The sequence below is a fragment of the Actinoallomurus liliacearum genome (assembly GCF_039542035.1).
Taxonomy (GTDB): domain Bacteria; phylum Actinomycetota; class Actinomycetes; order Streptosporangiales; family Streptosporangiaceae; genus Actinoallomurus; species Actinoallomurus liliacearum.
In genome coordinates, this window is sequence record NZ_BAABHJ010000008.1 from 547708 (window position 1) to 567539 (window position 19832).

The 19832-nt window shown below is 73.6% G+C and carries 23 protein-coding genes; 13 read left to right on the top strand and 10 right to left on the bottom strand.

Annotation, left to right across the window (positions count from 1 at the left end):
• The first annotated feature begins 11 nt into the window (after nt 1–11).
• Together ABD978_RS17290 and ABD978_RS17295 are read left to right on the top strand one after the other, a co-directional pair.
• The gene (locus tag ABD978_RS17290) at nt 12–869 is read left to right on the top strand and encodes an oxidoreductase (RefSeq protein WP_345354767.1); all 858 of its coding nucleotides are present in this window, start codon (nt 12–14) and stop codon (nt 867–869) included.
• A gap of 56 nt (nt 870–925) precedes the next feature.
• Nucleotides 926–1783, top strand: a complete 858-nt coding sequence (locus ABD978_RS17295) for an oxidoreductase (protein WP_345354769.1) — start codon at nt 926–928, stop codon at nt 1781–1783.
• A 61-nt stretch (nt 1784–1844) separates the two neighbouring features.
• Here ABD978_RS17295 and ABD978_RS17300 read toward each other — a convergent pair whose 3' ends face one another.
• The gene (locus tag ABD978_RS17300) at nt 1845–2456 is read right to left on the bottom strand and encodes a helix-turn-helix domain-containing protein (protein WP_345354771.1); all 612 of its coding nucleotides are present in this window, start codon (nt 2454–2456) and stop codon (nt 1845–1847) included.
• A gap of 146 nt (nt 2457–2602) precedes the next feature.
• On the opposite strand from ABD978_RS17300, the gene ABD978_RS17305 reads away from it, so the two are divergent.
• The 3 genes from ABD978_RS17305 (at nt 2603) to ABD978_RS17315 (ending at nt 4341) form a co-directional block, all read left to right on the top strand.
• On the top strand, nt 2603–3115 hold the full coding sequence (locus tag ABD978_RS17305; RefSeq protein ID WP_345354773.1) for a GNAT family N-acetyltransferase: 513 nt from the start codon (nt 2603–2605) through the stop codon (nt 3113–3115).
• Between the two features lie 64 nt (nt 3116–3179).
• The gene (locus ABD978_RS17310; protein WP_345354775.1) at nt 3180–3809 is read left to right on the top strand and encodes an alpha-ketoglutarate-dependent dioxygenase AlkB; all 630 of its coding nucleotides are present in this window, start codon (nt 3180–3182) and stop codon (nt 3807–3809) included.
• 109 nt (nt 3810–3918) lie between these two features.
• Nucleotides 3919–4341 carry a YkvA family protein gene (locus tag ABD978_RS17315; RefSeq protein WP_345354777.1) on the top strand — a complete coding sequence of 141 codons (423 nt, stop codon included), beginning with the start codon at nt 3919–3921 and terminating at the stop codon, nt 4339–4341.
• A 64-nt stretch (nt 4342–4405) separates the two neighbouring features.
• Here ABD978_RS17315 and ABD978_RS17320 read toward each other — a convergent pair whose 3' ends face one another.
• On the bottom strand, nt 4406–5356 hold the full coding sequence (locus ABD978_RS17320; RefSeq protein ID WP_345354779.1) for an AraC family transcriptional regulator: 951 nt from the start codon (nt 5354–5356) through the stop codon (nt 4406–4408).
• Nucleotides 5357–5510: 154 nt separating this feature from the next.
• Between ABD978_RS17320 and ABD978_RS17325 the strand changes: the two genes are divergently transcribed.
• Nucleotides 5511–6581 carry a saccharopine dehydrogenase family protein gene (locus ABD978_RS17325; RefSeq protein ID WP_345354781.1) on the top strand — a complete coding sequence of 357 codons (1071 nt, stop codon included), beginning with the start codon at nt 5511–5513 and terminating at the stop codon, nt 6579–6581.
• Here ABD978_RS17325 and ABD978_RS17330 read toward each other — a convergent pair.
• The 4 genes from ABD978_RS17330 to ABD978_RS17345 form a co-directional block, all read right to left on the bottom strand.
• Entirely contained in the window at nt 6560–7318 is a 759-nt protein-coding gene (locus ABD978_RS17330; protein ID WP_345354782.1) for a metallophosphoesterase, read from the bottom strand. The two genes, ABD978_RS17325 and ABD978_RS17330, sit on opposite strands and share 22 nt — an antisense overlap.
• Before the next feature lie 133 nt (nt 7319–7451).
• On the bottom strand, nt 7452–8492 hold the full coding sequence (locus ABD978_RS17335) for a hypothetical protein (protein WP_345354784.1): 1041 nt from the start codon (nt 8490–8492) through the stop codon (nt 7452–7454).
• 15 nt (nt 8493–8507) lie between these two features.
• Nucleotides 8508–9527, bottom strand: a complete 1020-nt coding sequence (locus ABD978_RS17340; protein ID WP_345354786.1) for a pectinesterase family protein — start codon at nt 9525–9527, stop codon at nt 8508–8510.
• A 131-nt stretch (nt 9528–9658) separates the two neighbouring features.
• Nucleotides 9659–10186 carry a MarR family winged helix-turn-helix transcriptional regulator gene (locus tag ABD978_RS17345; RefSeq protein ID WP_345354788.1) on the bottom strand — a complete coding sequence of 176 codons (528 nt, stop codon included), beginning with the start codon at nt 10184–10186 and terminating at the stop codon, nt 9659–9661.
• 49 nt (nt 10187–10235) lie between these two features.
• Here ABD978_RS17345 and ABD978_RS17350 point away from each other — a divergent pair, with 49 nt between their 5' ends.
• Both ABD978_RS17350 and ABD978_RS17355 read left to right on the top strand, forming a co-directional pair.
• Nucleotides 10236–10679, top strand: coding sequence for a MarR family winged helix-turn-helix transcriptional regulator (locus ABD978_RS17350; RefSeq protein ID WP_345354790.1), 444 nt, complete (start codon nt 10236–10238; stop codon nt 10677–10679).
• Between the two features lie 88 nt (nt 10680–10767).
• The gene (locus ABD978_RS17355; RefSeq protein ID WP_345354792.1) at nt 10768–11754 is read left to right on the top strand and encodes an NAD-dependent epimerase/dehydratase family protein; all 987 of its coding nucleotides are present in this window, start codon (nt 10768–10770) and stop codon (nt 11752–11754) included.
• 98 nt (nt 11755–11852) lie between these two features.
• Here the strand turns inward: ABD978_RS17355 and ABD978_RS17360 are convergent, their stop codons facing one another.
• The 4 genes from ABD978_RS17360 to ABD978_RS17375 all read right to left on the bottom strand — a co-directional run bounded on the left by ABD978_RS17360 (nt 11853) and on the right by ABD978_RS17375 (nt 15944).
• On the bottom strand, nt 11853–12257 hold the full coding sequence (locus tag ABD978_RS17360) for a cupin domain-containing protein (RefSeq protein WP_345354794.1): 405 nt from the start codon (nt 12255–12257) through the stop codon (nt 11853–11855).
• A 197-nt stretch (nt 12258–12454) separates the two neighbouring features.
• On the bottom strand, nt 12455–13582 hold the full coding sequence (locus tag ABD978_RS17365; RefSeq protein ID WP_345354796.1) for a sensor histidine kinase: 1128 nt from the start codon (nt 13580–13582) through the stop codon (nt 12455–12457).
• Nucleotides 13579–14274, bottom strand: a complete 696-nt coding sequence (locus ABD978_RS17370) for a response regulator (RefSeq protein WP_345354798.1) — start codon at nt 14272–14274, stop codon at nt 13579–13581. Before ABD978_RS17370 ends, ABD978_RS17365 begins: the two co-directional genes overlap by 4 nt.
• Nucleotides 14271–15944, bottom strand: coding sequence for a hypothetical protein (locus ABD978_RS17375; RefSeq protein WP_345354801.1), 1674 nt, complete (start codon nt 15942–15944; stop codon nt 14271–14273). Before ABD978_RS17375 ends, ABD978_RS17370 begins: the two co-directional genes overlap by 4 nt.
• 93 nt (nt 15945–16037) lie before the next feature.
• Between ABD978_RS17375 and ABD978_RS17380 the strand changes: the two genes are divergently transcribed.
• The 5 genes from ABD978_RS17380 (at nt 16038) to ABD978_RS17400 (ending at nt 19795) form a co-directional block, all read left to right on the top strand.
• Nucleotides 16038–16835: a glycosyltransferase family 2 protein gene (locus ABD978_RS17380; RefSeq protein ID WP_345354803.1), complete on the top strand. Its 798-nt coding sequence runs from the start codon at nt 16038–16040 to the stop codon at nt 16833–16835.
• 92 nt (nt 16836–16927) lie between these two features.
• Nucleotides 16928–17632: a TIGR04282 family arsenosugar biosynthesis glycosyltransferase gene (locus ABD978_RS17385; RefSeq protein ID WP_345354805.1), complete on the top strand. Its 705-nt coding sequence runs from the start codon at nt 16928–16930 to the stop codon at nt 17630–17632.
• Nucleotides 17629–18243: a class I SAM-dependent methyltransferase gene (locus ABD978_RS17390; protein WP_345354807.1), complete on the top strand. Its 615-nt coding sequence runs from the start codon at nt 17629–17631 to the stop codon at nt 18241–18243. The genes ABD978_RS17385 and ABD978_RS17390 overlap by 4 nt, the downstream gene beginning before the upstream one ends.
• On the top strand, nt 18213–19373 hold the full coding sequence (locus ABD978_RS17395; RefSeq protein WP_345354809.1) for a molybdopterin-dependent oxidoreductase: 1161 nt from the start codon (nt 18213–18215) through the stop codon (nt 19371–19373). The genes ABD978_RS17390 and ABD978_RS17395 overlap by 31 nt, the downstream gene beginning before the upstream one ends.
• On the top strand, nt 19370–19795 hold the full coding sequence (locus ABD978_RS17400; protein WP_345354811.1) for a hypothetical protein: 426 nt from the start codon (nt 19370–19372) through the stop codon (nt 19793–19795). The genes ABD978_RS17395 and ABD978_RS17400 overlap by 4 nt, the downstream gene beginning before the upstream one ends.
• Nucleotides 19796–19832: the final 37 nt, after the last annotated feature.

Consider the following 19832-nt stretch of genomic DNA (forward strand, 5'->3'; position numbering starts at 1 on the left):
GAGTTCATGAGATGAGCATTGAGACGGGTGCGGCGAGCGGCAGGGTGTGGTTGATCACGGGGGCTTCCTCCGGGTTCGGCCGGGCGATCGCCGAGGCGGCGCTGGCCGCCGGCGACACCGTCGTGGCCGCCGCCCGGAGACCGGAGGCGCTGGACGACCTCGTCGCCGCCCACCCGGACCGGGTGAACGCCATCCGGCTGGACGTCACCGACACCACGCGGATCTCCGCCGTCGTCGCCGAGGTGGCGCGGTCGTACGGCCGGATCGACGTCCTGGTCAACAACGCCGGACGGGGCCTGGTCGGCGCCGCCGAGGAGACCACGGACGACGAGTTGCGCGATCTGATGGACCTGCACTTCTTCGGGCCCGCGGCGCTGGTCCGGACGGTGCTGCCGCACATGCGCGAGCGGCGGTCCGGCGCGATCGTGCAGCTGAGCTCGATGGGCGGCCGGATGTCGTTCGCCGGGGTGCCCGCCTACTCGGCGACGAAGTTCGCGCTCGAAGGGTTCTCCGAGGCACTCGCCCAGGAGGTCGCGCCGTTCGGCATCAAGGTGCTGATCGTCGAGCCTGGGGCGTTCCGGACCGCCTTCTCCGGCAGTGGCACGCTCCAGGAGTCGGCCGAGCTTCCCGCGTACGCCGACATCCTCGGCCCCGTACGCGAGGCGCAGGCCGCCTTGGACGGCACGCAGCCGGGCGACCCCGCGAAGGCCGCCGCCGCCATCCTTGCCGCGCTCGACGCGGAGAAGGCACCGCTCCGGCTGACGCTGGGCAACGACGCGGCGGACGCGATCTCCGCCTCCCTCGATGCCGCCCGCGCGGAGTTCCTCGCTTGGGAACACGTGTCGCGCGGCACCGATTTCGATTCCTGACCGTGGCGATCCGCCGTACGGCGGACGCCGATCCCCTTGACCTGGAGAGAGTTGAAATGAGCGTTGAGAGCACGCGTGCGGCGAGCGGCAAGGTGTGGTTGATCACGGGGGCTTCCTCCGGGTTCGGCCGGGCGATCGCCGAGGCGGCGCTGGCCGCCGGCGACACCGTCGTGGCCGCCGCCCGGAGACCGGAGGCGCTGGACGACCTCGTCGCCGCCCACCCGGACCGGGTGAACGCCGTCCGCCTGGACGTCACCGACACCACGCGGATCTCCGCCGTCGTCGCGGAGGTGCTGCTCTGGTACGGCCGGATCGACGTCCTGGTCAACAACGCCGGACGCAGCCAGATCGGCGCGGTGGAGGAGACGACCGACCGGGAGTTCCGTGACCTGATGGACGTGCACGTCTTCGGGCCCGCGGCGCTGGTCCGCGCGGTGCTGCCGCACATGCGCGAGCGGCGGTCCGGCGCGATCGTGCAGCTGAGCTCGATGGGCGGCCAGTTGTCGTTCGCCGGATTCGGGGCGTACTCGGCGACCAAGTTCGCCCTGGAGGGCATGTCCGAGGCGCTGGCCGAGGAGGTCGCCCCGTACGGGATCAAGGTGCTGATCGTCGAGCCGGGCGCATTCCGTACGAGTCTGTTCGGCGGCGCGCTGTACCGGTCCGCGGCCATGGACGCCTACGCCGAGACGGTGGGGCCGACCCGCTCCATGGCGGAGGGAGCGGACGGCAAGCAGCCCGGCGACCCGGCCAAGGCCGCCGCCGCCATCCTGACGGCGCTGAACGCGGAGCGGACGCCGCTGCGGCTGCCGCTGGGCAACGACGCGGTGGACGCGCTCGTCGCGCACGCCGGCGCCGTCCAGCGGGAACTGCGGGAGTGGGAGCCGGTGTCGCGCGGCACCGGCTTCGACTCCTGACCCTGCTCGCCGGGCGCGGGAAGGGGCGTCCTTCCTTCGGCGGAGTCGCGTTCCGCGGCGGTCAGAACAGCGAGGGCGTCAGCATCCACAGCAGCTCGGCGTCCTCGTCCGCCGACGGGTTGCGCCAGCTCTTCTTCTCCCGGCCGGTGAAGGTCAGGGAGTCCCCGGCCCGCAGCAGGAAGACCTCGCCGTCGAGGGTGATCTCGAACGAGCCCCGCGTGACATGGATGAACTGCGCGTCCGACCGGGTTCGATAAGGCGGATCCCCGTCCTCCTCGCTGTTGCCGCCCGGCGCCACCGTCGAGTGGAGCACCTGGATGCTGCGGTTCGGCCGGGGGGTGAGCAGGGAGTCCCGCACCCCGGTGCCGCCGAAGTGCAACGCGGGCCTGCGGTCGGCCGGCACCAGCCCGGTCTCCTCCTCGTCGAACAGCTCTCCCACCCGGACGCCGAGCACCTCACAGATCCGCAGGAGCGAGGCGACCGACACGTTGGCCCGGTCGCGTTCCACCTGAGACAGGAAGCCCTTGGTCAGTCCGGTCTCCTGCGCGAGCCGCTCGATCGTCAGATCCCGTTGCCGTCGGGCGCGTCGCAGCCGGTCTCCTATCCGCGGCCGCGCGGCGGAGGCCGGCTCGGAGCCACGGTCGCCGCGCGGCTCGGATGCGTCGGTGTCCATGGGGAACCTCCTGAGATTGTCCTTGGCAAACTTAGTTTAGTGTGGGCATACTCTCCGAACGGCTCACCGCCCACCCTCCGGAGCCGCCATGCTCTCTTGGGCGCGGTTCGGAGGCGGCTTCGGAACCTTCCACGAGAGGAAGAACTGTGACGACACCGGCCGACGCCAACGTTCGGATCGAGCCGTGGGCCGAGGGCGACCTCGACCTGCTCCGGCGAATCAACGCCCCCGAGATGATGGAGCATCTCGGCGGCCCGGAGAGCGAGGAGAAGATCCTCGCCCGGCACCAGCGTTACCTGAAGCCGGGAGACCACGACTCCGAGGCCATGTTCCGCGTCGTCGCGCTTCCCGAAGAGGAGGCCGTCGGCAACATCGGTTACTGGGAGCGCGAGTGGCGGGGCGAGACCGTCTACGAGACGGGCTGGAGCATCCTGCCCGAGTTCAGCGGCCGGGGCCTGGCGACCGCCGCCGGGCGGCTCGTCGTCGAGCGCGCCCGCGCGGAGCGCCGGCACCGGTTCCTGCACGCGTATCCGTCCGTCGACCACCCGGCGTCCAACGCGATCTGCCGCAAGCTCGGCTTCACGTTGCTGGGGGCCTGCGACTTCGAGTACCCGCCAGGGCACCTCATGCGCTGCAACGACTGGCGCCTGGAGCTCTGACCCCGGCGGACGCGTCCGGGCCGTGATCGAACATGCGTTTGAAGGCGATGCGTAGACTCCTGCTATGACCCGCGCTTTTCAGGCGTCGCTGCTGGACTCCGACGACGAGATCGGACTGCGCCCGCTCGGTCCGTCGGTGCACCGGACGCCGCTCGACCACGGCGCCTGGATCGACGTGCGCCGGGGCTGGGTCGCCGGCGCCGACACCCTCTTCGAACGGCTCCAGGACACCGTGCCGTGGCACGCCGAGCGCCGGCACATGTACGACCGGGTCGTCGACGTGCCCCGTCTGCTGAAGTTCTACGACGAGGGCGAGACGCTGCCCGACCCGGCGCTCGACGACGCGAAGCGGGCGCTCGACGCGCACTACGCCGCCGAGCTCGGGGAGCCGTTCCGCACCGCCGGGCTGTGCTTCTACCGCGACGGCCGCGACAGCGTCGCCTGGCACGGCGACACGATCGGGCGCGGCAGCACGCAGGACACGATGGTGGCCATCGTCTCGGTCGGCGCGCCGCGCGCGCTGACGCTGCGCCCGCGCGGCGGCGGCGAGGCCCTGCGGTTCGAGCTCGGCCACGGCGACCTCATCGTGATGGGCGGCAGTTGCCAGCGCACCTGGGAGCACGCCGTGCCGAAGACGACCCGGCCCTGCGGCCCGCGCATCAGCGTCCAGTTCCGACCGCGCGGCGTCCGCTGAGCCCGGAACCGTCCGCCCCGACCGTCCGTCCTACCTGGTTCGGCGCCCGCGCGAATAGCCGGGCGAATGCGGGACATACTCGGTGTGTCCCCGACCCTTCGGAGGAGCAATGGCCTGGCTCGGCGCCCTCGTCCTCTTCGTCGGCGCGATTCTGACCTTCGCCGTCGGTGGTGACATCAGGGCCTTCGACGTCCGCACGTTCGGCGTCGCCGGGATGGTCGTCGGCGGCGTCCTGCTCGTCCTCGGCATCCTGCGGCTGCGTCGCCGTCCCCGGGCGGCCGGGCGGCGCTCTCCCGCCCGTGGCCTCCGGGCCGGGGTGCAGGCGCGGGTGCAGGACCGGGTGTACCGGACGAGCAAGGGCAAGATCATCGCGATGATCGCCGTGGTCATCTACATCCTCTCGCCCATCGACCTGATCCCGGATGTGTTCCTGCCGTTCGGGATCGTCGACGACGCGACGGCCTTCACCTGGCTGCTGTTCGCGATCGGCCAGGAGGTCTCCCGCAAGCGCCGCAGCACGCTCAGCCCGTGAGCCCCGCAGCGCCCTCAACCCGTGAGCGCCACGGCACGCTCAGCTCGTAAGCGCCGGAGCACGCTCAGCCCGTGAGTGCCGCGCGGGCGGACGACGCGTCCGCGCGGTACCGCCCGGGCGCGGTCGCGAACTCGCGCTTGAACGCCCGCGCGAACGCGAACTCCGAGGTGTAACCGGTGCGCTCGGCGACCGCGCGCAGCGGAAGGTCGGTCTCCCGCAGCAGTCTCGCCGCGATCGTCATCCGCCACCACGTGAGGTAGCCCAGCGGCGGCGCGCCGACCATGCTCGTGAAACGCCGGGCGAAGGCCGCTCTGGACAGACCGCCCTGAGCGGCCAGCGACTCGACCGTCCAGGGCCGGGCCGGGTCGTCGTGGACGGCCCGCAGCGCGGCCGCGACGGCGGGGTCGCGGAGCGCGGCGCCCCAGCCGGTGGTCACGTGATCGGGCCGGTCCTCGTAGAACGCGCGGAGCATGTACAGCAGGAGCAGGTCGAGCAGGCCGGCCAGGGCGGCGTCCCCACCGGGCCGGGGCCGGGTGCTCAGCTCGTGGCCGAGCAGCTCGATCGCGCCGCGTAGTGCGGGATGCCGGCCGACACGGGCGGGCAGGTGGACGACGTCGGGCAGTTCGGTCAGCAGCGGGTGGGCGCGGGAGTGGTCGAGGCGATAGGCCCCGCACAGCATCTCGGTCCGGGCGTTCGCCGCGTCCGCGTCGACGGGCAGTGCGGCGCGGCCGCGTGCGAGGTCGTCGTACGTGAGGCGGACGTCGGTCAGCGGCCGCGACGGTGAGTCGGCGAGGCCGTGGCCGAGCTCGCGCGGCAGGAACACCACGTCGCCGATGCCCAGGGCCAGGGGCTCGCCGCGCGCGGGGATCAGCCAGCAGGAGCCCTGCAGGATGACGTGGAACCCGGCGCCCTCCTGCGGCCGGAACCGGACCCCCCACGGCGGGCGCAGCCGCGTACGGGACGAGTGCGGCCGGCCGGTGCGCATCACCGCGACGGCGTCGCTCAGCACATCCATGCACCGACCGTACGCCCTGATCGGTTCCGGCGAGACGATCGGGTATGGAATGCGGACGTACGGGCATGGGACGGCCTTCTCGCGAGTCCTAACGTCATTCCCGACAGAGGTCGCGGACGTACCGCGACCCGTCATGGATCTCGGGGAGGACGAGATGAGGATCGCCGTGTACGGGGCGAGCGGATTCACCGGCGGGCTGGCCGTGGCCGAGGTGCGCCGCCGCGGTTTCACTCCGGTGCTGGTCGGCCGGGACGAGGAGCGGCTGCGCAAGGCGGCCGTGGCGGCCGGGGCGGCGGACGCGGAGGTTCGCGTCGCCACGCTGGACGCGCCGGGTGCGCTCGCCGGCGCGTTCGCCGACTGCGACGCGGTGGTCAACTGCGCCGGGCCGTTCACGTCGTGGGGTGAGCCGGTGATCCGCGCCGCCATCGCCGCGGGCCGGCACTACGTCGACACCTCCGGCGAGCAGCGGTACATCAAGCGGATCCTGGACACCTACGGCGCCGAGGCCGAGGCCGCCGGCGTGGCGGTCGTTCCGGGCCTGGCCGACGACGGCGGGCCCGGCGACCTCATCGCCCACCTGACGGCGGGACGGCTGCCGGCGGTGGAGGAGCTGGTCGTCGCGGACCTGCGGCAGCCCGGTGGCGCCTCTCGCGGTACCGCTCGGAGCATGGCGTTCGTCGAAGAACCACTCGACTACGTGGACGGCGCGTGGATCCCCGCCGCCGACCACGGCCCCGCGTCACTCGGCGTGCCCGGCTCGGACGAGGAGGTGCCGGTCGCCCTGTTCGGGCTGCCCGGCGTGGCCACCGTGCCGCGCCACGTGCCCGCACGCCGGGTCCGGAGCGTCATCCGGGCCGACGTGGCGGCGCTCTTCCTCGGCCTGACGCCGGACGTCGTGGAGAGCGTCCCGGAAGTCCTGGACGACGAGGCCCGGCGCGCCGGGCGATGGCTGATGGCGGCCCGAGCCGACGACGGCCGGGGCGGCCGCGCCGAGGGGTGGGTCACCGGCCCCGACCCGTACGGCCTGACCGCGGTGATCGCCGTCGAGGGCGCCCGGCGGCTCGCCGCGGACGAGGGACGCGCCGGGGCCACCGGGCAGGGCCGGGCGGGGGTGTTGACGCCCGCCCAGGCGTTCGACCCGGCGGACTTCCTCGACTTCCTCGCCCCGCACGATGTCACCTGGCAGGTCTCGGCGGTGCCGGGTCAGGGGACGACGACGCGGTAGTGGGTGGTCAGGCGCCCGTCATCGTCGAGGACGTGGAAGGCGAACGCGGGCGGGATCTCATGGTCGACGAGACCGTCCGTGCCCGCCGTACCCGTCTCCCAGGGCAGCCGGACGGTCGAGACGACGCCCGGCGCGACCACCAGCGGCCGACCGGCGAACGTCGTCGCCGCGGGCGTGTGGGCGTGGCCGCAGACGATGGCGGCGACGTTCGGGTGGCGGGTGACGAGCGCGGCGAGCCGGTCCTCGCCGAACTGCCGGATCCCGTCGATGTACGGGACGTGCAGCACGACCGGCGGATGGTGGAACGCGACCAGGACGGGCATGGTGGGCGGTGTCTCGGCGAGCACCGCCTCCAGCCAGGTCAGGGTCTCCTCGTCGAGGCGGCCGTCGTCCCGGCCGGGGATCGACGAGTCGCACAGCGCGAAGACGGCGCCCGGTGCGCGGTGCACCCGGTTGATCGGCACGTCGGCGGCCGGCTCGCCGAGCAGCGCCGTACGGAACGCCGCGCGTACGTCGTGGTTGCCCGGACACGTGAGCACCGGGTGCCGGGAGGCCAGGAGCCCGCGCGCCTCCTCGTACTCGGCCGGTAGCCCGTGGTCGGCGATGTCGCCGGTGACCAGGACGGCGTCCAGGTCGTACGGCAGCCGGTCGAGGTGGGCGAGGGCGGCGCGCGTCCGCGCCGCCGCGCGCGGGCCGCCGTCGAGGTGCGTGTCACTGAGGTGCGCAAAGACGATCACACGGCGAACGTACGGCGTGGGCGGGAGCGGGTTAAGGGCCACTCGGCCCCGACCGCCGCCGACCACCTGGCCCGGCCCCGCACCGCCGTCCGCCGGCCTGGACGCGCCCACCTGTCACGCGGCGGCGGGGGCGTCAGCCGGAGGCGGTCGTGTAGCTCACCGGCGTGTAGGCCGGGCCGCAGGTGCTCGCGCAGGGGAGCGAGAACGCGTAGACGCGGCCGCCGCCGACCAGGGCGTCGGAGGCGTCGACGACCCGGATCCGGTAGTCCCGCCCGCCGGTCGCGGTCGGGGCGATGACGTACGCCTGGCCCATGTCGCCGTCCATGGTGGCGTTCCGCCACGAACTCCCGTCGTAGTACTGCACGCCGTGGATGCCGTTCGGCAGATGGGAGACGGCGATGACGGGCCACCAGACCTGGGCGTTCTGCAGGAAACCGATCTTCATGTCGCCGCTGTAGCCGGGCGCGGGCACGAACTGCCAGCTGATGTGCCGGTTGTTCCAGTGGTTCGGGTACATGTCGCCGACCGGGGCGCCGTTCTTGACGAACCGGTTGAGCGACGCCTGCGACAGGTCGAGGTGGTACGGGTCGTCGCGGCACCAGGCGTTGCCGTCGGCGCAACTGTCGGCCACCAGCATGGTCAGCGTCGCGCCGTCATAGGTGTCGGCGGTCCACGAGCCGTTCCGGCAGAAGGGCTGGTTCGGCGCTCCGTCGTTGACGCCGGTGCAGTAGTCGCCGATCGTGACCTGCACGTAGCGGCCGCAGTTCTGGCCGTTGGCGAAGATGCCCATCCGGGCGGCGTCCGCCGCCGGAATCGGGCGCGGGTAGCCGTTGTAGTCGTGTGGCGTGTTGAAGACATTGAGTGCGACGAAGTCCTGGCTGTCCAGGTTCGCCTGGGGCAGCCCGCATCCGCCGTACGGCGAGCCGAGCCCGGTGAACCACGTCGCGTTGCCGGTGACCGGGGACGACGCCGCCGGCGCCGCCCCGCCGACGACCCCCGAGGCGACCGCCCCGGAGACGACCGGCCGACCGGCGGCTCTGGAGGCGACCGGCCCGCCGGACGGTGTCCGGCCGGCGGCGAGTGCGTGCGATCCCGCCGGGGACGCGCAGGCGAACGCCAGCGCGCTCAGCACCGTCAGCGACGTACGCAGTCGCGCGCGGTTCCGCTCGGGCATCTCGGCCTCCAGGGGTCAGAACACCGGGTTCCAGCCGTCCGAGCCGGCCAGGTAGGCGTTGGGGGTGTAGGAGGGCGCCTGGGAGGCGCTGAGCTGGGGCCGATTCGCGTTGACCGCCGCGCCGGCGCCCGTGTTCGCGTACTCGGAGAACCGCGCGCTCCGCCACGAGAAGCCCGACATGTCCGTCCAGGGGTCGTCCCGGATGTGCGCGCCGAGCGTGCACTCGCGGAACAGCACCTGCCCCACCGCGTGCGCGTCGCCCGACGGGTGCCAGGGACGGCCCAGGTAGACCGACTTGGCCTGCGCGTCGCTGGTCAGCGTCGAGCGGTAGAAGAGCAGGCCGTACGGGTTGGTGTCGGTGGTGGCCGCCGCCGTGACGTACCCGTTGTTGGTCGAGGAGCCGCGGCTCAGCGAGTGGATCTCCGTACGGTCGAACACCGCGGTTCCCCGGCCGAAGATGAAGTCGACGTCGCCCTCGACGTAGGACTTGCGGATGTAGGACCGGCCGACGGTGCCCGTGCCCGCCGTCCACAGCAGCAGCGTGTCCTGGTTGCCGAGGACGCGGACGTTGTTCAGCACGGCCCGGTCCGCGTTCAGGTCCAGGGCGACCGCCTGCGAGCTTCCGTTCTTCGCCTCGTCGTAGTCGTTGGCGAAGGTGAGGTTCTCGGCGCGGAAGTCGTTCGCGGACACGGCGACGGTCGCGCTGCCCTGCGTGCCGTACGTGCTCGCCGGGTGGTTCTCGACGATGACGACCTGGTCGCGGCCGGACCCGACGCCCTTGAGCGTGACGTGCGTCTTGGCCGACGGGATCGAGACGGTCCCCCGGTACGTGCCCGGCTTGACGTCGATCTCGTAGCCGCTGCCGCCTGCGGGGGCGGCGTTGACGGCGGCCTGCACGGTGGTGAAGTTCCCGCTGCCGTCCGTGGCCACGGTGACGACCGTGGCCGCCGACACCGGGCCGCCGTACGACGCGACCGCCGTCAACGCCAGCGACACGACGACCCCCACTGCACCGACGCGTCGCATCTGGGACATCCCGCCTCCCGAGAGTCGACCGGGTGAGCGTGGCCCGGTCAGGAGCAGGTTCCGGTCCCTGGAACGTCGCGTCAAAGCCGGGCCGCGCACCGGGGTCGGCCGACACGGCCGCCTCCGTACGCCGCCGCAGGTCACCGGCCCGGCGGGCGACCGGACGGGGGCGGGTCCGCGCTGAAAGTTTCACCGGCGCCGGGCGTCCCGGTCAGCGCGGTGAACGACTGGACGAACGAGGTGAGCAACCGGGCGAACGCGACCCGGTCCTCGTCCGGCCAGTCGGCCATCGCCCGCGCGAACGTCTCCTGCCGGAACCGGTGGATGAGGGCGAGCTGCTCGCGGGCGGCATCGGTGAGCGCGACGGGCGTGCGGCGCCCGTCCCGCTGGTCGGCGAGGCGGACGAGCAGGCCGGCGTCGACCGCGCGGGCCACCAGCCGGCTCGCCCTCGGCTGGTCGACGTCGAGCGCCGCCGCCACCTCGGTGATCGTGCAGGGCCGTCCCATTCCCTCGATCGCGTCCAGCACGCCGAAGACGGTCGGATCGAAGGTGACGCCGTCGAGGTCCCGACCCACCCTGCTCAGCGCGCGGCGCGTCTGGCTCCGGCGGATGGCGACCATGGCGCGCTCCACCGCGATCAGTGCTTCTCGTTGCCGTTCCGCGTTCATGGATGTTAGTTTACAAATACTTGTACTTTTACATGAAAGTGAGACTGTGATGCAGCAGCGTCCCGGCGTCCGGCAGCACCGCCCGTTCGGCTACTGGGTGAAGGAGATCGATCGCCGCATCGAGGAGATGGGCCGCCGGGTCCTCGCCGAGCAGGGGCTCGACCGGCGGCTCTGGCAGGTGCTCAACACGATCGCGAGGGGCCCGGTCGGCCCGGACGACCTGGACCGAGAGCTCGCGCCGTTCCTCTCGGCGGACGAGCCCACCCTCCGGCCGTACGTCGATGACCTGGCCCGGCGCGGATGGGTGTCCCGGAGCGGCGAGGGCGACCTCACGCTCACCGACGCCGGCCGGGACGCGTACGGCCGCGCGCGCGAACGGATGTACGCCGCGCGCGCCCGCGTCGTCGAGGGCCTGTCGTCGGAGGACTACGACACCCTCATGGACCTCCTGGAGAGGATCGCCGGCAACCTCGGCGCCGAGGTCGCCGCCTGACCACCCGCGCGGGCGGTGATTCTTACGGAATGCGGACGGCTCGCCGCCGTCCCCGATCGGGCCGCCCGGCCGCGGTTAGCGTGCGGACATGCGCGTACTCGTGACCGGCTCCGCCGGGTTCATCGGATCCCACGTCATCGAGGAGTTCCGGGCGCACGGCCACGAGGTGCGCCTGCTCGACCTGCGGTCGGGCGAGGACGTCCGCGACGCCGTCACCGTCGCGCGGTGTCTCCTCGGCGTCGACGCGGTCTGCCACCAGGCCGCCAAGGTCGGGCTGGGCGTCGACGTCTCCGACCTGCCCGCGTACGCCTCGGCGAACGTCCTCGGCACGGCCGTCCTGCTCGCCGGGATGGCCGGGGCGGGCGTCCGGCGGCTCGTCCTCGCCTCGTCGATGGTCGTGTACGGCGAGGGCGCCTACGACTGCGCGGCGCACGGCCGGGTACGGCCCGGACCGCGCGCCGAGGAGGACCTGGCGGCGGGGCGGTTCGAGCCGCGCTGCCCGCTGTGCGGTGCGGTGCTGACGCCGGGCACCGTCGGCGAGGACGCGCCCGTCGACCCCCGGAACGCCTACGCCGATTCCAAGCTCGCCCAGGAGCACCTCGCGGCGTCGTGGGCCCGGACCACCGGCGGGACGGTGCTGGCACTGCGCTACCACAACGTGTACGGCCCTCGAATGCCGCGCGACACCCCGTACGCCGGGGTCGCCGCGATCTTCCGCTCGGCCCTCGAGCGCGGCGCGGCGCCGCGCGTCTTCGAGGACGGCGGGCAGCGCCGCGACTTCGTCCACGTCCGCGACGTCGCCCGCGCGAACCTCCTGGCGCTCGAGGCGGCCGGGCCGCGCCTCGGTGAACTGCGGGCGTACAACATCGCCAGTGGCGAGCCGCGTACGGTCGGGGAGATGGCGGTCGCGCTCGCCGAGGCGTACGGCGGGCCGGCCCCGACCGTCACCGGTGAGTACCGGCTGGGCGACGTCCGTCACATCGTCGCGGCGCCCGACCGGGCCCGCACGGAGCTCGGCTTCCGCTCCACGGTCTCCTTCGAGGACGGCATGGCCGAGTTCGCCACCCGCCCCTGAGCCCCGTTCCGAAGACTCGGTGAACTCCCGCCGCCGGAGGCACTATGCCCCGGTACACCCGGGCGGGAAGGGAGTTCGCCGAGCCTTCGGGCGAACGCTCAGCGGTCGGGGAACTCGATCTCGGGTGACTCGTCGGCGGCGAGAAGGAAGTACCCAAGGAACGTCACACCGTCGTCCTGGGCGTCGAAACGCGCGATACGGACACCCTCGGGCTCGTAGAACACGTCTCCGGGACCGAGTACGGAGGCCGCTTCGCCGTCGATCTGATAGACCGCCGACCCCGTCTCGATGCTGCCGAAGACCGGGCCGTTGTGCACATGCAGCCCGGCCGCGCGGCCGGGCGCGATGGTGATGCGCCGGACCTGAACCCGGTGTGTGCTCTGCGGCACCGGCAGGGGCTGGTCGAGCAGCACCGAGCGGGAGATCGGCGGGATGCTCTCGGCGTCGGCGACTTGATCGTCGCGGTGGTATCCGCCGTCATGCGGGATCGGCTCGATGCGCATGGTGCCGTGGTCCTCTCTCGGCCGGTGGTCGGTGCGCGCGCCGAGGAGCGCGACCGCCTGGCCGACGTGTTCTGTGGTGTCCGCAGCGATTGTACATACCAGTAGGTACAAAAGTCTCCCAGAGGTCGCTTCGGCCCGGCCTGTACGTCCAGGGCAGGCTCCGGCCCCTCGCTACCGTTGAGGACGGAGCCTCCTGATCAGACGCCGAGCGGGAGCCGGACGACGAAGCGGCAGCCGCCGCCCGCGTTCGAGACGCCGATCTCGCCGGCATGCGCCTCGACGATGCCACGGGCGATGGCCAGGCCGAGACCGGCCCCGCCGCCGGGCGTGCGCGCGGTCTCCCCGCGGAACGCCACGTCGAACAGGCGCGGCAGGTCCTCGTCCGGGATCCCGCCGCAGGCGTCGGACACCGTGACGTACGCCATCCCCTCCTCGGCGCCCGCCACGATCTCCACGCCCCCGTCCTCCGGCGTGTGTCGGATCGCGTTGACGACGAGGTTGCGCAGGGCACGGCCGAGTTCGGCGGCGTCCACCTCCACGGGCAGGACGCCTTCGGCCTGCCCGCGCAGCCGTACGCCCTTCGCCCGAGCCAGCGGCTCGGTCCCGGCGACCGTCTCCGACACCAGGTCGCCGAGGCCGACCCGCTGCCGGGACAGCCGCAGCGCGCCGGCGTGGATCCGGGACAGCTCGAACAGATCGTCCACCATCGCGGTCAGCCGGTCGGTCTCCGCCCGCATCTGCGCGTGGTACTGGCGGACGGTGACCTCGTCGGCCACGACCTCGTCCTCCAGGGCCTCCGCCATGGCCCGCAGCCCGGCCAAGGGGGTGCGCAGGTCGTGACTCACCCAGGCGACGAGTTCACGACGGCTGGTCTCCAGGGCGCGTTCGCGGGCGCGGGCCGCGTCGAGGCGCTCGTACGCGGCGGACAGCTCCGCGCCGAGCTCGGCGAGTTCGGCGGGCAGCCGGCGCTCCGGCGGGCCGAACCGGCCGCCCTCCCCCGCCGCCCGTACGGACACCAGGAGCGACCGGGTGCCCCCGATGAGCCGGCGACCGAGCAGCAGCGACACCCCGAGCCCGACGAGCCCGCCGATCACGGTGACGGTGAGCGCGACGGACCGGTCGTGGTCGCTGATCAGCATCTTCAGGGTGATCGCCACGATGCCGGCCACCGTGGCCAGGACGGTCGCGGCCGACACCACGGCGAGCAGGGCGGTGATGGACCGCCCGCGCAGCGCGTACAGCGCCGAGACTCCGACCGCGCCGACGAGCAGCGCGGCACCGGCGGCGTACGCCACCACCTCGACGAACGCGTTGAAAGGGATCATGTGAGCGGCTCGAATCGGTAGCCGACGCCCCAGACGGTGAGGATCCGGCGGGGCGCGGTGGGGTCTTGTTCGATCTTCTCTCGCAGCCGGCGGACGTGGACGGTGACCGTCGACGAGTCGCCGAACTCCCAGCCCCAGACCTTCTGGAGCAGGTCCGTGCGGGTGAACGCCTGCCGCGGATGGCGCATCAGGAACGCCAGCAGGTCGAACTCCCGTGCCGTCAGCGAGACCTCCTCGCCACCGAGCCGTACCTCGTGCGCGGCCGCGTCCACCGTCAGGTCGCCGTCGGTGATCGTCTCGCCGGTCGGCGCGAGCGCGCCGCGCGCCCGGCGCAGGACCGACTTCACGCGCAGGGCCAGCTCACGCGGGCTGAACGGCTTCGTGACGTAGTCGTCGGCGCCCGTCTCCAGGCCGATGAGCCGGTCGGTCTCCTCGCCCAGCGCGGTCAGCATGACGATCGGCACCGGCCAGCGTTCGCGGAGCCGCCGGCACACCTCCAGACCGTCGATGCCGGGCAGCATGAGGTCGAGGACGACCAGGTCCGGGGGCCGTTCCTCGGCGGCGCGCAGCGCGGCGTGACCGTCGGCGACGCAGACGACCTCGTGCCCGTCGCGGAGAAGATAGCGGGACACGACGTCGGCGACGGTCGGATCGTCGTCCACCACGAGCACGCGCCCGGTCTCGGATCTCACCACGGCGACCTCACGAGTGCCTGGATCAACAGCGCGGTGACGGCCTGTGCGAGAAGCAGCGTACGGGCCGGCGGGCGGTGAACGGCGCACGCGACCGTCGTCCAGGCCGCGTACGGGATCCAGATCCGTTCGACCTCGCCGCGCGTCACGCCGGACAGGTCGAGGGCGACCATCCCGATCAGCGCGGCGGCGACCGGCCAGCCGAGTCGCCCGTCATCGACCGGGCCCGCGCGGCGGACCATCGAACGGGCGAGCGCGACCGCGCGCCCGAGCACCGCCGGAAGGGCCACCGCGGTTGCGGGGCCGACCAGCAGCGCGAGCACGGACAGGTCCCCGAGCAGGAAGTAGGCGTACGGCCGCGCGCGGGCTCCCCCGCCCGCCGCCCAGGCGGCATGCGTCCCCGCGACCCCTGCGAACCAGGAGAATCCCGCGACCGTGCAGGCGACCGGAACGACCACGCACCCGACGGCCAGAGCGGCGAGGACGGGGCGCGGCGGTCGCGTCAGCACCAGGACGGCCAGTGGCAGCGCGAACAGCGGCAGCAGCCCGTAGCTCAGGTACGGCAGCGAGCCGAGCAGCACCCCGCCCGCGAACGCGACGGCGAGCCCTCTTCCATCCTGTCCGGCGGCACGCCCCGCAGCGGACTGCACGACGGACCGTACGACGGGCGACCCAGGGGGGCGCGTGGCGAGCGGCCCAGCGGCTCCTGCGATGGGTGCCCCAGCCGCCCTTGCGGCAGGCGGCGCAGCGGACCCTGCGGCGGGCGGTACGGCGGGGCGTGTGGCGGCCACGGTGACGAAGGCGACGGCCCAGGCCGCGACGCCGAGGAACAGGGCGTCCACACTGGTGGCGACCCACAGGGCCGTCGGCGCGAGGACGAGGAACGGGACCGCGCGGCGAGCCGTCTCGGCACCGGCCAGCCTTCGAACGGTGACCGCGATGGCGGCGGAGGCCGAGCCGCCCACCACGATCACGAGGGCTGCCGCCCAGCCCGCGTCGCGCAGGCCCGCGTGCCGGAGCCCCCAGAGGATGAGGGTGGGCAGGGGCGGGTGGCCCTTGACGTGCGTGGGGTACGCCTGCATGTCCCGTGTGAAGCCGCGAAGCCAGCGCAGGGGGTCATCACCGACGACGGGCAGGCCGGCCAGGTACTCGGTCGGCGCGGTGAGGGGCCTGGCCAGGCCGTCCGGCAGTTGCAGCACCGCCGCCCACAGCGCCGACCCGAGCCACGCGACGACGAGCACCGCGCCCCAGGGCAGGCGCCGCGCCGCGACCGGCAGGACCGCAACCGCGACCAGCGCCACGACCGCCGCGGGCAGCAACGGACCGAGCAGCAGCCGAGGCGCCGCGTGCAGCGGTGGGAGCCGGTCCACCGGCAGGTGCCCGGTGGACCGCAGAACGGCCCCCACCGCGAACCCGACCAGGATGATCCCGGCCCAGACCACGAGCGCCGTCCGGGCATGCCGCCCCGGCCCCTCGTCGAACCGCCCGGGAGCCCGGTCCCCCTCCGCAGCGGACCCGCCAGGAGCCTGGTCCAGTTCCACGGCGGGCCCGCCGAGACCCCCGCTCGGCCCCGCGACGGACTCTCGAGGAGCCTGCTCCACGTCCACGGATGGCCTGGCGGAACGCCCCTTCCGGCTCGGCGACCGCACCGGCGCACTGAAGCTGATCACATGTTCACACTAGGGCTGACCAGGGGGTACGCGCCGTACACGTCATCACTCCGTAAGGGTTGTCCGCAGGGGTCCCGGCGTAGCGTCACAAACATGATCGACGTCGTACTGCCCTGCCTCGACGAGGCCGCCGCCCTGCCGTGGGTGCTGACGCGGATGCCCGAGGGCCATCGCCCGATCGTGGTCGACAACGGCTCGACCGACGGCTCGGCGGAGGTCGCCGAAGCCCACGGCGCGCTCGTCGTCCACGAGCCGCGCCGCGGCTTCGGCGCCGCCTGCCATGCCGGGCTGCTGGCCGCGACCGCCGACATCGTCTGTTTCATGGACGCCGACGCCTCGCTCGACCCGGCCGACCTGCCCAAGGTCGTCGGACTGCTGACGGACGCCGCCCCGGACGCGCGGCGCTCGGACGCGTACCACCCGGACGCGGCCCGTGTCCGGGCGGACCGCATGGACGCGGACCGCGTGGACGCGGACCGCGTGGACGCGGACCGCGTGGACGTTGAGCGCGTGGGCGCGGAGTGGGTGGCCGAGGACCGCGTGGGCGAAGTCGGTGCGGACCTGGCGCTGGGCCGGCGGCGGCCGGTGTCGTTTCGCGCCTGGCCGCCGCACGCCCGGCTCGGCAACGCCATCGTCGCGCGCCGCGCCGGCCTGACCGACCTCGGCCCGATGCGGGCGGCCCGGCGGACCCGTCTCCTCGACCTCGACCTGACCGACCGGCGATCCGGATACCCGCTGGAAATGGTGCTGCGCGCCCGTGCCCGGGGCTGGCGGATCGCCGAGACGGACGTCGCCTACCACCCCCGTACCGGCCGGTCGAAGGTCACCGGAACGGTCCGCGGCACGCTCCAGGCCGTCCGTGACATGCGGCGCGTGCTGGAGGCCATGTGACCGCGCCGGCCGGAGACGGCATCACCACATCGGTCGGAGATGGGGCCACCACTCCTGTCGGAGGCGGGATCACAACTCCCGCCGGCGGTGGTGTGACCGCTCCCATCGACGGCGGCGGGACGGGCCGGGAGGCGGTATTCGGGGGCGCGACGACGCTGCTCGTGATCGCCAAGGAGCCGGTGCCCGGTCGGGTCAAGACCCGGCTGACACCGCCGTACACGCCCGTCCAGGCTGCGACGCTGGCGGAGGCGGCGCTGGCCGACACCCTCGCCGCCGTCGCCGCGACCCCGGCGGCGCGGCGGGTGCTGGTCCTCGCCGGTCGGCCGGGCCGGTGGCTGCCGGACGGGTTCGAGGTGATCCCGCAGCGCGGCGGCGGGCTGGACGAGCGGCTCGCGAACGCCTTCGCCGAGACGGACGGGCCCGCGGTCCTGGTCGGTATGGACACGCCTCAGGTCACCCCGGCGGAGCTCGGCCGGGCCGCCCGGAGCCTGGACGACGGCGACGCGGTGTTCGGCCCCGCCGCCGACGGCGGATTCTGGCTCCTGGGCCTGCGGCGGCCCGATCCCCGACTGCTCCTCGGCGTGCCGATGTCCCGTGCGGACACGGGGGCGCGTCAGCGCGCCCGGCTGTGCGGCCTGCGGGTCACGACCCTCGACACGCTGACCGACGTGGACACCGCGGCCGACGCCGCACGGGTGGCGGAGCAGGCGCCCGGCACCCGGTTCGCCGCCACGCTGGCGGCGATCGGCCAGGCGCAGCACCTGGCGGCCGCCCCCACCCGGGGAGCCGCACGGTGATCGGCGGGTTGTACGAAGGATCGCTCGCGGGCCTCGGGTCGGTAGAGCTCGAGCACGCCGACGGGCGGCGGGAGCGGCTGCCGGTGGACCAGTGGTGCGACGGGCGACCCGGCGACGACGCCCTGCTGGACCGGTGCGCCGGGCCGACGCTCGACGTCGGGTCCGGGCCGGGACGGCTCACGGTCGCGCTCGCCGAGCGCGGGCTGCCCGCGCTCGGCATCGACGTCACGCCGTACGCCGTCGAGATGACGCGCGCGGCGGGCGGGCTGGCCCTGCTCCGTGACGTGTTCGACCATGTCCCGGGCGCGGGGCGGTGGGAGACGGTGCTGCTCGCCGACGGCAACATCGGCATCGGCGGCGACCCGGCCGCGCTGCTGCGCCGCGTCGAGGCGCTCCTGCATCGGCGGGGTCGGGCGATCGCCGAGCTCGGCGCGGCGACGCGTACGGAGTGGGTACGGCTCCGCGACGCGCGACAGGTGAGCGACTGGTTCCGCTGGTCGCACGTCGCGCACGACGCGATCGGCGCGTACGCGGCGGAGGCCGGCCTGCGGGTGGCCGAGGTGTGGACGGAGGCCGGGCGGTGCTTCGCCGACCTGACCCCGCTCGGCTGATCACCGCCATCGGGCGATCCGCCGCGCGCGAGCGCGACGAACGGGACGAGCGAACCGCCGCTTGGCTCGGCGTGTGGCTCGGCGTCAGTTTCACGGTCGCGTTCGTGACCGGGCTGATCAGCCATTTCATGCAGCATCCACCAGGATGGGCGGTCTGGCCGTCGCGGCCGGTCGGCCTGTACCGGCTCACCCAGGGCGCGCACGTGATCGGGGGTCTGGTCACGATCCCGCTGCTGCTCGCCAAGCTGTGGACCGTCTATCCGAGGCTGTGGCAGTGGCCGCCGGTGCGCTCGGCCGGGCACGCGCTCGAACGCGCGCTGGTGCTTCCGCTCGTCGGTGGAGCGTTGTTCCAGCTCGTCACCGGGCTGTTCAACATCGCGTACTTCTATCCGTTCCCGTTCTTCTTCACGGCGGCGCACTACTGGACGGCCTACATCGTCTTCGGCGCGCTGATCGTCCATGTCGCGAACGAATGGGCCAAGGTACGTGGCCTGCGCCCGGCCGCGTCACGGGGCGGTCCGGGGGCGCGTCCCGTGGGGCCCTCGCGCCGAGGGTTCCTCGCCACCGTCGCGGGAGCGTGCGGGCTGGTCGGGCTGACGACCGTCGGGGAGACGTTCACCCCGCTGGGCGGGCTCGCGCTGCTGGCGCCGCGCCGGCCGGGTGTCGGGCCGCAGCGGCTGCCGGTGAACAAGACGGCGGCGGCCGCCGGCGTCACCCGGGACCAGGCCTGGCGGCTCGTCGTCACCGGCGACGTGGCCCGCGAGCTGTCCCTCTCCCTCACCGAGCTGCGGGCGATGCCACGGCACGTCGTACGACTGCCGATCACGTGCGTCGAGGGGTGGAGCGCGGAGGCGACCTGGGCCGGGGTACGGCTCCGCGACGTCCTCCACGCGGCGGGCGTCGACGCGGGCGCGCGGGTCCGGGTGGAGTCGCTGGAGGCGGGCGGACGGTACCGCGTCTCGGAGGTCGACCCACCACACTGGCACGACGAACTCACGCTCCTCGCCCTGGAGCTGAACGGCGCGCCCTTGTCGCTCGACCACGGGTACCCCTGCCGGCTGATCGCCCCGGACCGCCCCGGTGTGCTGCAGACCAAGTGGATCGCCCGGCTGGTGGTGCACACGTCATGAGAGGACGCCTCATCCCGTACGGTGCCGGCGCGACGCTGATCGGCGTGGGCGGCGTCGGGCTGCTGCGCGACGCCGCCGACACTCATCCGGCGGGCTGGCTGCTCTGGTTCGCGGGCGCGGCGCTCGTTCACGACCTGCTGCTGGCTCCGCTCGTTCTCTGCGTGGTGCTGCTCACCGGGCGGCTGTCGGCGTCGTACCGCCGGCCGATCCGCGCGTCGCTGGTGCTCGCGGCATCCGTCTCGGCCGTGGCGCTGCCGATGGTGCTGGGGCTCGGCCGCCGGGCCGGGGACCCGTCACGACTTCCCCAGGCGTACGGGGTCCACCTCGCGGTGATCCTCGGCCTGATCGGCCTGGGGGGCGCCGTGGCCGTGGCGCTCCACTCCGTACGGCTCAGGCGGAGACGGTCCCGCCGGTCACGGTGAGGGCGGTCCCGGATCGGGAAAGGGCGGCCTCCCATCC